This window comes from Paracoccus isoporae, assembly GCF_900101865.1.
In the GTDB taxonomy this organism is placed as follows: domain Bacteria; phylum Pseudomonadota; class Alphaproteobacteria; order Rhodobacterales; family Rhodobacteraceae; genus Paracoccus; species Paracoccus isoporae.
The window spans coordinates 35269-48977 of sequence record NZ_FNAH01000011.1 but is presented as its reverse complement, the minus strand read 5'-3'; the positions used below and the strand labels follow the sequence as shown (position 1 = coordinate 48977).

General features: G+C 62.4%; 15 protein-coding genes. 8 read left to right on the top strand and 7 right to left on the bottom strand.

From position 1 onward, the window contains the following. The first annotated feature begins 2 nt into the window (after positions 1-2). From BLT73_RS14645 to BLT73_RS14625, 5 genes are all read left to right on the top strand, one after another. Positions 3-446 carry a copper chaperone PCu(A)C gene (locus tag BLT73_RS14645; protein ID WP_048535557.1) on the top strand — a complete coding sequence of 148 codons (444 nt, stop codon included), beginning with the start codon at positions 3-5 and terminating at the stop codon, positions 444-446. Next, the gene (locus tag BLT73_RS14640; protein WP_090525034.1) at positions 443-1003 is read left to right on the top strand and encodes a cytochrome-c oxidase; all 561 of its coding nucleotides are present in this window, start codon (positions 443-445) and stop codon (positions 1001-1003) included. The genes BLT73_RS14645 and BLT73_RS14640 overlap by 4 nt, the downstream gene beginning before the upstream one ends. Before the next feature lie 20 nt (positions 1004-1023). Next, a complete protein-coding gene (locus BLT73_RS14635) occupies positions 1024-1524 on the top strand; it encodes a hypothetical protein (protein ID WP_090525032.1) in 501 nt (166 codons plus the stop codon). Next, positions 1518-2252 carry a cytochrome c biogenesis CcdA family protein gene (locus tag BLT73_RS14630; protein WP_090525030.1) on the top strand — a complete coding sequence of 245 codons (735 nt, stop codon included), beginning with the start codon at positions 1518-1520 and terminating at the stop codon, positions 2250-2252. Before BLT73_RS14635 ends, BLT73_RS14630 begins: the two co-directional genes overlap by 7 nt. Before the next feature lie 193 nt (positions 2253-2445). Further along, the gene (locus tag BLT73_RS14625; RefSeq protein ID WP_090525027.1) at positions 2446-3111 is read left to right on the top strand and encodes a L,D-transpeptidase; all 666 of its coding nucleotides are present in this window, start codon (positions 2446-2448) and stop codon (positions 3109-3111) included. Positions 3112-3158: 47 nt separating this feature from the next. On the opposite strand, the gene BLT73_RS14620 is transcribed toward BLT73_RS14625, so the two are convergent. Further along, positions 3159-3431: a hypothetical protein gene (locus tag BLT73_RS14620; RefSeq protein WP_012187176.1), complete on the bottom strand. Its 273-nt coding sequence runs from the start codon at positions 3429-3431 to the stop codon at positions 3159-3161. A gap of 192 nt (positions 3432-3623) precedes the next feature. Here BLT73_RS14620 and BLT73_RS14615 point away from each other — a divergent pair, with 192 nt between their 5' ends. Continuing rightward, the gene (locus tag BLT73_RS14615; protein WP_245727352.1) at positions 3624-5978 is read left to right on the top strand and encodes a heavy metal translocating P-type ATPase; all 2355 of its coding nucleotides are present in this window, start codon (positions 3624-3626) and stop codon (positions 5976-5978) included. A gap of 66 nt (positions 5979-6044) precedes the next feature. Beyond that, positions 6045-6554 (top strand): L,D-transpeptidase family protein, encoded by a 510-nt coding sequence (locus tag BLT73_RS14610; protein ID WP_037953501.1) that lies wholly within the window; start codon positions 6045-6047, stop codon positions 6552-6554. Between the two features lie 3 nt (positions 6555-6557). Here BLT73_RS14610 and phnE read toward each other — a convergent pair whose 3' ends face one another. Genes phnE through BLT73_RS14590 form a run of 4 tightly spaced genes read right to left on the bottom strand, consistent with a single transcriptional unit; the run spans position 6558 to position 10835 of the window. Beyond that, positions 6558-7316 carry a phosphonate ABC transporter, permease protein PhnE gene (gene phnE / locus BLT73_RS14605; protein WP_048535504.1) on the bottom strand — a complete coding sequence of 253 codons (759 nt, stop codon included), beginning with the start codon at positions 7314-7316 and terminating at the stop codon, positions 6558-6560. Then, the gene (locus BLT73_RS14600; protein WP_067920024.1) at positions 7316-8098 is read right to left on the bottom strand and encodes a phosphonate ABC transporter ATP-binding protein; all 783 of its coding nucleotides are present in this window, start codon (positions 8096-8098) and stop codon (positions 7316-7318) included. Before BLT73_RS14600 ends, phnE begins: the two co-directional genes overlap by 1 nt. Further along, the gene (locus tag BLT73_RS14595) at positions 8095-8970 is read right to left on the bottom strand and encodes a phosphate/phosphite/phosphonate ABC transporter substrate-binding protein (RefSeq protein WP_009824424.1); all 876 of its coding nucleotides are present in this window, start codon (positions 8968-8970) and stop codon (positions 8095-8097) included. The genes BLT73_RS14600 and BLT73_RS14595 overlap by 4 nt, the downstream gene beginning before the upstream one ends. Further along, entirely contained in the window at positions 8970-10835 is a 1866-nt protein-coding gene (locus BLT73_RS14590) for a cytochrome c peroxidase (RefSeq protein WP_067920027.1), read from the bottom strand. The genes BLT73_RS14595 and BLT73_RS14590 overlap by 1 nt, the downstream gene beginning before the upstream one ends. 109 nt (positions 10836-10944) lie before the next feature. On the opposite strand from BLT73_RS14590, the gene mntR reads away from it, so the two are divergent. Then, positions 10945-11403 carry a manganese-binding transcriptional regulator MntR gene (gene mntR / locus BLT73_RS14585; RefSeq protein WP_067920029.1) on the top strand — a complete coding sequence of 153 codons (459 nt, stop codon included), beginning with the start codon at positions 10945-10947 and terminating at the stop codon, positions 11401-11403. Positions 11404-11664: 261 nt separating this feature from the next. Here the strand turns inward: mntR and lnt are convergent, their stop codons facing one another. Together lnt and lspA are read right to left on the bottom strand one after the other, a co-directional pair. Then, positions 11665-13236, bottom strand: coding sequence for an apolipoprotein N-acyltransferase (lnt, locus tag BLT73_RS14575; RefSeq protein WP_090525019.1), 1572 nt, complete (start codon positions 13234-13236; stop codon positions 11665-11667). Next, entirely contained in the window at positions 13233-13706 is a 474-nt protein-coding gene (gene lspA, locus BLT73_RS14570) for a signal peptidase II (RefSeq protein WP_048535494.1), read from the bottom strand. The genes lnt and lspA overlap by 4 nt, the downstream gene beginning before the upstream one ends. Positions 13707-13709: the final 3 nt, after the last annotated feature.

The following is a 13709-nucleotide window of genomic DNA, read 5'->3' as shown; positions in this document are numbered from 1 at the left end:
AAATGAAGATCACCGCACTTGCAACCGTGTTAACACTCTGGCCGTTCTTCGCATCGGCCGATGTGACGATATCGGATGGTTGGGCCCGCGCGAGCATCCTCGCCTCCCGTCCGGCTGCGGCCTATCTCACGCTCACGAGCAATCAGAGTGATCAACTGGTCGCAATCACGACGCCGATCGCTGGGAACGTCACGATTCACGCCGTCGAGACCGACAACGATGGCATTAGCCGAATGGTTGAGGTCGACGGCTTGGACCTGCCCTCCGGAGAACCAGTAACCCTCGCGCCCGGCAGCATGCATCTGATGCTGATGGGCCTGTCGGAAAAACTCGAAGAAGGCACCGATTTGCCGTTGATCCTGACCTTCGCATCGGGTGCCCGAATGGAAATCAGCGTTCCGGTTCTCGGACCGGGCGCGATGAGGCCGCAGGAGCAACAGCCATGAAAGACATACTCCTGCTGACAGCCCTCGTCGCGGGCCTCCCGGCCTACGCAGATCATCCCGGCGACCGTCTTGACGAGGTGATGGCACAGAAAGAACCTGCTTTCACCGCCGTTGACCTCAACGAATTGCCTGCGTTGGGTCTGCTCGGCCCTGACGGAGAACCGTTGGACTTGGAAAGCCTCTCCGATCAGGTCGTCGTTCTTAGTTTCGTACCGTCCGACTGCGGACAGCCTTGTGCTGATCAACAGGCACTTCTTGGAAAGGTGAGGGGCGGAGTGAATTCATCTCCCATGCTGGACATGGTGACCTTCCTTGTGGTGACCGACGCCAGTGATCCGGTTCCCGGACCGATTGCCAAAAACGTGGTCATTGCTCGCGCACAAGAGCCAATAGAGAATCTGATCGATCAGTATCGCGCGATTGCGCCTGACCATCCCGAGGCTCCGCTTGTGCATGTTATCGCGCGCGGCAACCGCCATGCCGGGGTCTTTGCGGATTCCGCTTTCCGGCACATCAACATGATCCTGTACGTCAACGGCCTGACAAACGCGCATTAATCGAAGAACGGACCCCCAGCATGACAGCAAACACAGAAACCTTTGAGACAAGCGATACCGGATGGCTGTCCGTCATCCGCCGATACATCGTTTATACCGCCGTCGGGCAACTGATCTGGGAAATGGCACATATTCCCCTCTACACGATCTGGGTCGAAGGCTCCTGGGGAGAAATAGCTTTCGCGGTCGTGCATTGCACAGGCGGAGACCTGTTGATCGCCATGAGCACGCTCTTGCTCGCCCTGTTTCTCGTCGGAGGGCAAGCGTGGCCGTCGGAGCGCGCAGGGCGCGTCCTGCTTCTGACCGTGGCCCTGGGCGTCTCCTACACGATCTTCAGCGAGTGGCTGAACATCGTGATCCGGGCGGCCTGGGCGTATCGCGATATCATGCCGGTGGTCCCCGTCATCGATGCCGGTCTCACGCCCCTGCTGCAATGGATCATCGTCCCGACCCTGGCATATTGGGCTGCCACAAGAGTGCCCTTGCGCAAGCTTTTCAGCGGTGAACGTGAGTCATGGTAGATATCTCGCTTCTGGGACTCACCGCCGCCCTCTTGGCTGGTACAATATCGTTTCTGTCCCCCTGCGTGCTGCCTCTTGTGCCAGGTTATGTCTCCTACGTGGCCGGGCGCACAGCCGCTGAAGGCGGGGCGGCTGCGACCTCGCCGTCGCGCGCGGTCTGGCTGAGCCTGTGTTTTGTCCTCGGCTTCTCCACCATTTTCATGGGGCTTGGCGCATCCGCGACAGCATTGGGTCAGGCCCTGCTTCGGTGGCGGTATGAACTCAACCTCGTTGGGGGCGGCATCGTCATTCTCTTCGGGCTCTTTATGATCGGAGCCGCGCGTGTTTCGGTCATGGAACGCGACTTCCGATTCAATCTCAACATCCCCGGGGGCCAACCCGCTGCGTCCTATGTCCTCGGTCTTGCCTTCGGTTTCGGCTGGACTCCGTGCATCGGCCCGATCCTCGGCGCGATCCTGACAGCCAGTGCGGCGAGTGCCACGATGGGCGAAGGTATCATGCTGCTTGCCGTCTATTCCGCCGGCCTTGGAATACCGTTTCTGATCGTGGCCGGATTCACCGACCAGATCGCGGGACGGTTGCGGGCCATCGGCCGGGTTGGCCGCCGCCTCCACCAGCTTGCGGGCATAGTGATGATCTTGATGGGGCTGGCGATGATGACAGGGCAGTTGAGCGCGCTGTCATACTGGATGCTCGACGTATTTCCGGTTCTGGGACGGATCGGATAGCTCCATTAGTAGCAGCGTCTATTGATAACAGAAAATTTTCTTGAACCTCTAGTAGCTTTAGGAGTTAAGCCACCGACAAAGAACGGCACCATGGAGCAAGTTGCCAATAACGCCTCACTCCTTCCCGGGCGAACAACACTGCGTTCGGGGTAAGGTTCGGTTTGCCGTCCAATGCGTGAACGGAGCAATCTATATGCTGACAAGACGACATTTCATCCAGACGACCACCGCGCTGTTTTCGGCATCGATATCCAGCCCGCTCCTTGCAGACACGTGGCCTACCGATGCGCAGAAGGCAGCTTGGGACGCACAGGTTACACCTCCCGGCTACGACCCGGCCACGTCCAACCCTTGGGGCCTTCACCCTCGCTTCCTGCCACAGCGGGTCCTCGCGAAGGACGGACTTGTACCCGGTGATATCCATGTCGATGCTGTTGCGCACTATCTCTACCACATCGAAGAAGGCGGCACGGCGATGCGCTATGGCGTGGCGATCGCGCGCGGTAAACTTTACGAACCGGGCACCTATACGATCAAGCGCAAGGTCAGGTGGCCGCATTGGCAGCCGACACAAAACATGATCGACCGCGACCCAGAGCTCTACGCCGATATCGCTGACGGTATGGAACCCGGACCTGAAAACGCGCTCGGATCGCGAGCCCTCTATCTCTTCGTCGGCGACCGAGACACCTATCTAAGGATTCACGGGACACCGTATCCAAGAAGCATTGGCGGCCGTGCGAGTTCCGGCTGCGTCCGAATGGTCATGGCACACATCAATGATCTCTATCCCAACGTCGAGATTGGCTCGACGGCATTCCTGTACTCGGCGGAAGACAGCGTCACCCCGAGAAGTTGACTGGCGCATCATGTGTTACGCGTGGGCTTGACGCATCGATGGGCTGATCAGGACTGGCGCGAAGTGCAGATGGGGTTGCCACCTGCCGAGCGTAGCGGAACCAAGGTGTTTTCCACCGGACCGCTGTGTTCATACCAATAACAGCCATCCTCGGGACGAAGCCGCGCCGTGGTGAGATCCTGACCAGGCGCAGCAAGGGCAATGACGGCCTCGGGAACACTTCCCACTTCGTTGCGAGCGCCGCCGTCGTCCAGCGTTGGCACCGCGCAGCCAGCAAGCACCAATGTCGCTGCGATAATCGGCGCGTTTCGTTTCTGCATGTCTACCTCACTCATTCTGATCGCTTCGTACCGGCAAGCGTTGCTCCAACCGCGTCGTTTCAAGGGGGCGGCTAGCTTCAAGCCTCCGCAGGGCGCCTTTCTTGCTGGACGAATATCCACTTGTTGCCCTTGAAGCTCTAGTTACTGTAGGGGCTATGTCAATGTGGAATCAATGAATCCTGAGGTCAATCCATGTCTTCCGACGGCAACCGCAACGATCACGGCCATCCGGGTGATCAAGAGCATTCTGACCCAAGAGGCAACTCCTGTTGCGACGCCAGCAAGGACGTCGCGTCCACGGCGCCAGCGCCGTCTGGCGGAAGGAGCTTTCAGGTCTCCGGGCTCGATTGCGCCGAAGAGGTGGCGATCCTGAACCGGGTTGTCGGGCCGAAAGTGGGCGGAACCGAACACCTGGCATTCGACGTGATCAACGGGCGAATGACCATCCTCGATAGCGCCGAGAGGATACCAGACGACGAAGTCACGCAGTTGGTCGCAACGACCGGCATGAGCGCCAAGCCATGGGATGCCGACAACGCAGCAGAGGACCAGGCGGCGCATCTGGCACGTCAGAAGCGCTTTACCTCGTTGAGCGGCGGCTTCTGGGCGGCGGGATTCCTTTTTCACATTGTCGAGACCGGCATGGGCGGCGCGCTCGGGCTCTTTGCGGGCCATGGCGAGGTGCCTATGCCTATGGTGGAAGCAGGGATCTTCGCCGTCGCGATTCTTTTTGGCGTCTGGCTTGTCGCGCCCAAGGCCTGGTCTTCGGCGCGGAGGCTTAGCCCCGACATGAACCTGCTCATGGTGGTGGCCGTCGCGGGCGCCATCGGCCTCGGCGAGTTTTTTGAGGCCGCGACGGTCGCCTTCTTCTTCTCGCTTTCGCTTTATCTTGAGAGCTGGAGCGTGGGGCGGGCGCGTAATGCGGTTTCCGCGCTCCTCGATCTGGCGCCGCCAACGGCGCGGGTTCTTTACGACGACGGATCTGAATCCGACGTTCCGGCCGCGGCCGTGGCAGTCAATGCAAGGTTTATCGTGCGCGGCGGCGACCGGATCCCCCTCGACGGTGAGGTCGTGGACGGGGCAGGGGCCGTCGATCAGGCCCCAATTACTGGGGAAAGCGCGCTAGTGCCCAAGGAACCAGGCGACGAGGTCTATGCCGGCACGATCAACGGCGAGGGCACACTGACGGTGCGGGCGACGAAGGCCGCCTCGGACACGGTGCTCGCGAAAATCATTCGCATGGTGGGCGATGCCCATGCCCGCCGCGCGCCGGTCGAACAGTGGGTGGCCAAGTTCGCGCGCATCTACACACCCATCGTGATGGCTTTGGCGATCGCCATCGCGCTGGTGCCGCCACTGCTGCTCGGCGGCGCCTGGGACTACTGGTTCTACAATGCTCTGGTCCTTCTGGTCATCGCATGTCCTTGCGCGCTGGTCATTTCTACGCCGGTCTCCATCGTGGCAGCGCTGACCGCGTCGGCACGGGCGGGGGTGCTCATCAAGGGCGGCGCCTATGTCGAGGCGCCGGGGCGGACCACGGCACTGGCGATGGACAAGACCGGGACGATCACCATGGGCGAGCCTGAGGTGGCGGCGGTTCACCCACTGGTCGGCGTTTCCGCACGCGATCTCATGGCGCTGGCAGCAAGCCTGGAGGCGCGGTCTTCACACCCGCTGGCACGCGCCATCCTCTCGCGCGCCGAAGCCGATGGTGTTTCCGTGTCTGCCGCAGAGGACACCCGTACCGTGCCCGGGCGCGGTCTGGAAGGACGCGCCGACGGGCGCGCTATCTGGCTCGGCTCGGATCGCTTCGCCGAAGAGAAGGGGTTCGGCAATACCATTCCGGCGGATCTGCGGGATCGGATCGAAGGGGCAGGGAGCACCCTCGTTGCCGTGGGTGACGAGACCGGCGTGACCGGCGTACTGGAGCTTCGCGACCGCATCCGCCCAGATGCAAAGGGGATCGTTGCGCGTCTGCATGCGCAGGGTGTGAAGACCATCGTGATGTTGACGGGCGACAACGAACGCACCGCGCGCGCGGTGGCAGCCGAAGTCGGCATCGACGAGGTGCGCGCCGAACTTTTGCCAGAAGACAAGGTGACGGCCATTGAGGAACTCGTCGAAAGCCACGACATGGTGGCGATGATCGGCGACGGTGTGAATGACGCACCGGCCATGGCGCGGGCGCATTATGCCATCGCCATGGGCGCTGTCGGATCGGATGCCGCGATCGAGACGGCCGACATCGCGCTGATGACCGACGACATCGGCAAGGTACCCTGGCTTATCGGCCATTCGCGCCGTGCCATGACGATCATCCACCAGAATATCGGCATATCGCTGGCGACCAAGGCGCTGTTCGTCGGGCTGACCGCGTTCGGTATGGCCTCAATGTGGGGCGCCATTGCTGCGGATGTAGGCGTGTCTCTGCTGGTGGTCGCCAACGCACTTCGGCTCCTGAACGGCCATCAGGTTGAGGCCGGGCCTTCAGGCGGAGAACCGGTGGGCGAGCAGATGGCGAAAGGAGCACTGGCGCACGGTCATTGATCCGGCGGTTTCGGTAGAGTAACGTCTGACATCAACCAGACCTCGCAAAAGGGGCGTCGAGCAGTGATGAATACCAGAATTCCACGGCGGGTCTTGCTGTTGGGCGGATTGGCCACCTTCCTGTCTGGCTGTGCCAGCAAGTTCCGGTCCTACAACGGACCCGAAGTGACCCGGCTGCGTATATATAAGGCGCAGCGGCTGCTGGTTCTTGACGGAACGGATGATGTCTTGCGGACCTATCCCATCGGATTGGGCTTCGCGCCCGAAGGCCACAAGCAGTTCGAAGGAGACGGCCGCACGCCGGAGGGCTCCTATCTGATTGACCGGCGCAACCCGGACAGCCTCTTCCACCTCTCCATCGGCATTTCATTCCCGAACGAGGCCGATATCGCGTTTGCGAAGGCGCAAGGAAAATCGCCGGGCGGCGACATTTTCATCCACGGGGGGCCGCGCAAGGGGATCGACCCGATGAACAAGCGCGACTGGACCGCAGGCTGCATCTCCGTCACAGACCGGCAAATCGAGGATATCTACGCCATGGTCAGGGACGGAACCCCCATCGACATCTATGCCTGATCGTCAGGTGAAGCGACGGCGCAGCGCAACGTTGATGGCTTCGATGGCGATGACCATGACGACGACGGCAATCGTGACGCTGGCCGCCTTATCATACTGGAAAGAGCGCACGTAGGTCTGGATGTAAAAGCCGATCCCGCCCGCGCCGACAATGCCGAGGATCAGCGACTCGCGCAGGTTCAACTCGAACCGGAAAATCGTGTCGCGGGCGACGACCGGCGCCATCTGCGGCCAGATCGCGTATCTGAGCCGCACGAGCGGCCCGGCGCCCGCGCTTTCAAGTGCTGCGATCGGCGCGCGGGACACGCCGTCGATCGCCTCGGCATAGAACTTGGCGAGCATCCCCGTTGCATGAAAGGCGACCGCGATGATGCCGGGCAGCGGCCCGAGCCCGACAGCGCCCACCATGAGCATGGCCACGAGGATCAGCGGAATCGCCCGGATGAAGGCAAGCAGCGTTCGGATCGGCCGAAACACCGCGGGCGATACCATCGTCTCAGACGCGAGAATGCCGAGGGGAACGGACAGGATCACAGCACCGAGGGTGCCGAGGATCGCGATCCTCAGCGTTTCCGCGCTGCCCTTCTTGATCTCGGCCATCACCGTCGGGTCAGGCGGAAACATCCGGCCGAAGAAATCGGCGATCCGCGGGCCGGCCGACAGAAGTCGCGAGAACTCGACATCGGTCGTGGCGAAGGACCACAGGATCGCGGCTGCGATCAGACCGCTCGTCGCAATGCCGCCAAACCCGCGGAACGCCATCAGGACACCGCCCTGAGGCCGATACCGGGGATTGGCCCTACCTCCCGATAGAGCTCCGCCGTCGCATCATCGTTCAACTCGGAGGTCGGTACATCGAACACGATCCGCCCGTCCCGCATGCCGATGATGCGCTGCGCGAAACGCCGCGCCAGGTCGGGCTGGTGCGACGAAAACAGCGCCGTCGCGCCGCGCGTTCGCGCCGCCCCGGTCAGCAGCGCCAGGATCTCACATGCATGCGCGGGGTCGAGGTTGCTCACCGGTTCGTCGGCGAGGATTAGGCGCGGTTCCTGCGCCAGACACCGTGCGATGGCCACACGCTGCCGCTGCCCGCCGCTGAGGCTGTCGACCCTGCGTTCGGCAAGATCGGCAATTCCGCAATCGGCAAGTGCCGTGCGCGCAATCTCCAGATCATGTTTGGTCGGTGATCCCAACAGGGCCCGCAGCGGCGACATGCGCCCCAGGCGGCCATTCAGGACGTTGCGCAGAACCGAGGAACGCTCGACCAATGCAAACTCCTGAAACACGAAACCGGTATCCGGACGGCGCGCGCTCGGCGGCGGACGGTCGGGATCGAGCGGCGCACCCAGAACCGATACCCGCCCGCTCCAGCCTTGGAGCCTGCCGTCGAGCAGTGCCAGCAGGGTCGTCTTGCCCGCCCCGGACGGGCCGAGCAAAGCGACGCTCTCGCCCGCCGAAACCCGAAACGAGACCCGCTCCAGCGCCGGGAGGTCCGCGCCCGTATGGGCAAAACTCAGGTCGTCTACTTCGACAGCTGTGCTCATCGCAACAGCCCGTATTGCCGTGCCATATCGCGTACGCCGTCATAGGCGGCGCCGTCGGCCCTGACGTACCCATCCGGTCCATAAAAATAGCGCAGCTTGTTGCGGTGCTCCGGCTCGTTGAGCCGCAGCATTGCGTCGACAAAACGGTCCCGCAGAGCGGCATCGAGCCCCGGGCGAGCGATCACCAAATGGCTCGGGATCGGCGCGCTTTCCGCGATCCAGGTTACCTCTGCCTGTTGCTGCGGCGTCAGAAGCAGGTCGGCATACTGGCTGGCGCCTGCGGCATCGACCAGGCCTTCGGCCATCGCCTGCATCGCCTGCTGGTAGCCGCCCGCGAAGAAGACGCGGCCGAAGAATGCTTCCGCCTGTCCGGGGTCTTCGATCAGCCCGGCCTCCACGAATTCGGCGAGCGGATAGAGATAGCCGGATTCCGAGATCGGATCCGCGAATGCGATGTCGCGTCCGCGCAGGTCTGCGAGCGCGCCGATGCCGCTGTCGCGCCGCACGAAAATGCGGCCCGTATAACTCGGCGCGTCGCGGTAGACCTCGGACAGGAGCGGCACGGCACCGATCTCGGCCTCGGCCAGAACGAAGGGCAGGGCGCCCATGAAGGAGATATCCGCGTCGCCGTTGCGCAGCGCCTCGACCGCCGCTGCATGGTCGATGGTGACGAACCCCTCGACGGGGACGCCGATCTCCTCTGCCAGCCATCCGGTGATGGCCTCGATGTCCCCCAGAAGCTTGTCGGGGTTCTCTTGCGGGATGAAGGCAAGCCGCAGGGTTACGTCTTGCGCGGCGAGAGGTGTCGCCAGCGACACCGCGCCCGCGCCGACCAAGGTCAGTATCGTTCTACGGGTCAGATGGACCGGCATCAGAATGCCCTCTCTTCGATTGCGTCGGCTTCGGACTTGAACGCGGTCCAGCTTGCTTCAGCGGCCTCCCAGTCTTCCACGCGGACGGCGGCGCCGACCGCGGCCAGCCGCTCGGCCAGCGCATAGACCTCGGGCCGGGCGGGGAGGTTCGACATGGTGCTGGCGTCGGCCGAAAGGTCCGCAGCCACGGTGTCGGTCAGCAGCAGGATATGCTCTGCGTCCCGCCGCGGCAGTAGCGTATCGATTGTCGAGGCGAAGGTCGTCAGTTCGGCGAATGCCAGCCGGAAAGCGGTGTTCTCGGTGTCGAAGGCTTCATAGGGCTCGTCTGCCGCGCCAACGGTCTCGAGATAGGCGGTTAGGTCGGCGCGGTCTTCCTCGGTAAGCCCAAGCGATTTCGTCTCGTCGAACCAGTCCACGACGGCGGCCAGCGTCGGCAATGACCCGTCGTGGAAATAGGGGGCGGTATAGGCCGTGCCGAGCAGCGTGGGCGTGTCCAGCGCACCGGCGCGGGCCCCCTCGTAGCCCGGCGCGACGGAGCCGATGTCGTGGGCCTGCCGGTCGAGGAAGTTCGCGTCTGGCACGTGGCAACTGGCGCAGGACCGATCGCCGAGCCCGGCGAAGGGCGTATTGAAGATCTCCTCGCCGCGCCGGGCGGCCTCTTGGGTCGTGTCGGTCAGACGGCCATCAGTCGTCAGCATGGAATTCGGCAGGAAGTCGAACTCGAGCATGTAGGCGACGAGAGCGTCCAGCATGAAGGGCGTCGGTTCATTCCCGCCGAACTCGTTGACGATCACATTGCGGGTAAAATCGCGCAGGGAGGCGAAACGGCCATCGCGGCCGTAAGGACCGGTAAAACGCAAGCCGCGCAGGCTGGGAATGTCGAGCGGGTCGTCACGCCGGTCATTGAAGATCGGGTTGAAAAAGGCGCCGTCGACGTCGATCGCACCCGGCTGGTGGCTGGCGCCGGGGATGAAAAGCCGCTGGTTGACGTCCGAGCGGTTGTGACAGGTCGAGCAGGCGATCCCGAGATCCTGCGCCGGGCTTCCAAAGAGTTGCGCGCTGTCGAACAGCATGTCGCCGTAGGCCACCAGCGGCAGGTCGGTCTCGTCGATGCCCTGTTCCTCGAAGTTGAGCACGAGCAGCGGCAGCGGGTCCTGATCGAAGATGTCGGACCCAGGCGGCAGGCTTGGCGGTACCTCGATGGCCTTTCCGCTGAGCACAGCTGTTTCCGGCAGGGCGCTCAGCGTCCGGCGCGGAGCGAAACTGTCCAGGAGGTAGTTCTCCGCAAGATAGCCGGAGATGACTGCACGGGCGGCTTCCATCGTGTCGCGATCCGCAGATGTGGCGCCAGCGCCGAGAACACCAGCGGAACCTGTGCTGCTGTTGAGTTCCAGCCAGGCGAGGCCGATGCGTCTTGCAGCTTCGGGATCGGCCGCCGCGATACCATCCTCAAACGCACGGTAGAGTTCGCGTGCCGTCTGCACCGCCAGCTGTGCTGTCGCCGATTCTTCGGCCGCGAGAGCACGGTCCAAATTCTCCTCAATCCTGAGCGCGATGAGCCGCGTCGCCTCGGCGAATACCGCCTGCCGGTCTTCGCGCATCATCGCGTTCAGAAGACCGTCAGGCTCGATATCGCTTTTGCGGTCCAGCCACGCCAGCGCTCCGACAGAGAATTCCGAACCCCGGTAGGGTTCCGTCCAGGCGGTCTTGATGTCGTCCCAGGGCAGAGGCTCGAGATTTCCAAGAAAGAGCGTCAGCCGGTAGGCCGCTGCCTCGGGAAGCCAAGGCGCCTCCTTGGCCGGCGTCGCGGCGACAGGTCCGGACAGGAGGAGCGCGCTTGCGAGTGTGGCGAGCAGCGCTCTCATAATATTTCGCATCACCACGGCCTCCAAAGTACAAAGTTAGACATGGCTAACTTATCTACCCGAAGCAAACAAGTTGTCAATCCCGCTGTTTCGCTGCAAAGTCCCGAGTATGACAAAGCTACAATCACATGGGCGTGAGCCATTCGAAGCGGTCGACCGGGCTCCCGAGGCGCAGGCCGAGGGCTTTGCGACCGTGCGTCAGGCACATGAAAGCGAGATGGCGGAGGATTACGTCGAACTGATCGCGGAACTGATCGAGACGCGCGGGGAGGCCAGACCGGTCGAGATCGCCGAGCGGCTTGGCGTGAAGCCGCCGACCGTGACCAAGAACATCTCGCGGCTCAAGGCTGCTGGTCTGGTCCGGCGGGAGCCATACCGCGCGATATTCCTCACCGATGCCGGGCAGGACCTCGCGGAGATCTGTCGACGCCGCCACAGGGTCGTCGTCGCCTTTCTTCTGAGCCTGGGAATCGACGAAGAGACCGCGGAACGCGATGCGGAAGGGATCGAGCATCACGTCAGCGGGACGACATTGGAGGCGTTCGAGCGACGGCTCAATCAGAAATGAGCTCGCCTAGATGCACATTCGCGCGATTCTCTATCGGGACCTCGAGCTATCGGGTCTTCAAGCCGCTGACACGTTTGCGCAATTTCGAAGCTCGCTAGCCGAGAACCCGCGACAGCACGATGGTTGCAAACAGGGCGACAAGTCCGAAGGCGATCGCAGACACTACCGCATATTGGAGGATATCCAGGTGATTCCCCCTCCTCCGTCGTGCCAGATAGCCACCCCAGATCGCGCCTCCGATAGCGCTCACGATCACAAGCATCAGGATACCTCCGTTCCAAAATGCCGCGCATCGGGATCTCGTCCGAGCAAACTGGCCAGCCAGCCGAAGACCCAGCACCCAAAAACAAGAACCAACAAGGTCCAGTCGCCGAACCGCGCATAGGGCGTTGGAGTACGCGCGCCCGGCAGGCCGGCATCAATGGTGCCTGTTTCCCCGGTATCAAGACGCGCGACGACATTTCCATTGGCGTCGATGATCGCGGATATCCCAGTGTTGGCCGCCCGGACCACGGGAAGCCCCTCCTCGACCGCGCGCATCCGCGCGGAGGCGAGGTGCTGCTCGGGTCCGATGCTGGTTCCGAACCAGGCATCATTTGTGGCGTTGAATATCCAGTCGGGACGGAAAAGGTCATCGACCACGTGGCCCGGAAAGATGATCTCGTAACAGATCGCCACCGCGACCAGAGGCGCGCCAGGGATCGCCAGCGTGCGCGGCCCTGGTCCCGGCGTGAAATCGCCCAACCCTTCCGTCAGTCGTTCGATGGGCAGCCAGCCTCTCAGCGGCACATATTCGCCAAACGGAACGAGATGATGTTTTGCATATCCCGTCAGAATCTCACTGGTGCCATCGTATGCCTGAACCGTGTTGAAATATCTGGTTCCCCCATCGCCCTCCACTCGGTCAGGCGCACCTGTCAGTAGGATCCTGCCGTCTGGCAAAGCTGCAGATATCCGCGCGCGTGCCGCAGCATCTTCATCCAGAAAGCCGGGGAAGGCCGTTTCCGGCCAAAGCAGCACATCGAAACGTCCGGGTTGCGCGGACAAGCCCAGGTATTTTTCTAAGGCTCGCTGGCGGCTGCCCGGTACCCACTTCTCGACTTGTGGCACATTGCCTTGGACGATGCGCAAAGCAACGTCTGTCGGCGGCACGTCCTGCCCTGACCGAAGCGCACCGCCAACCCAGAGACCCGTCACAGCAACGGCGAAGAGCACGTGAACAGGCGCGCGTCTCTTTGGCGCCGCCACAGTCAACACACCTGGCAATATGCCGATGAAGACCGTGAGAAAGCCCAAACCGTAGCTGCCGACCCAGGCGGCGGGTTGGCGCAGGGCGGCATAGTCGACAAGGGCATAAGCGGCAAGGTTCCAGGGAAACCCCGTCAGGATATGACCCCGCAGCCACTCCGTGACCACCCAGCAGGTTGCAAACAGAAGGCCCGCCGCAATGCCGCCGAAAGCTCGGCGCTGCATGATGGCGGCAAAAAGCATCGCCGCCATGCCCGGGAAGATGGCGATTCCGGCGGACAGACCCGCGACCGCCGGGATCGCCAGTGCGCCGAAACGTTCGGCATCGACATAGAAGCTCTCGGCGATCCAGGAAATTCCAATCCCGAATTGGCCCAGTCCGAAAGCCCAACCGACAAGGAAAGCGCGCGAGGTTGAGATGTTCCGGAGAACGATAAAGAGCACTGAGAAGGCGACAGGGACCGCCATGAGCCAAGAAAACGGCGGAAGGGTCAAAACCGTCAATCCGCCGGCAACAAGGGCAAGACCCATGCACTGGAACAGGTTCGGGTCCTCACTAACGATCTGCGGCAAACCCGGCTTCATGAATCGGTCTGAAGTCGAGCGCCAACCCACGGCGCAATGAGCAGCAGCATCACGCCGCCAACCACAAAAACATCGGCCATGTTGAAGGCAGGCCAGTGCGCCGTCCCGATGTAGAAATCGAGGAAATCCGTCACCGCACGATAGCGCAGGCGGTCCAGAATATTGCCGAGAGCACCGCCGATGATCGCACCATAGGCAATGGCCTCGACCCGGCTGCTGGAACGGATCAGCATAGCCGCCAACCAGACGCAGATGCCAAGTGCCAATACGACAAGGCTCCACCACGGCGCACCGCCGAGAAGCCCGAAGGTCACCCCGTCATTGCGCAGGTAGATGAGATTGAAGCCGGGAAAGACCGATACGCCGGAACTAAGAACAGTCGCATTGGAAACAACGATTGCCTTCGTTGCCTGATCGACAAGAAAGGCGATCAGAGCAGCAAGCAGACCGACGAAGAGGCAAGATCTCATCCG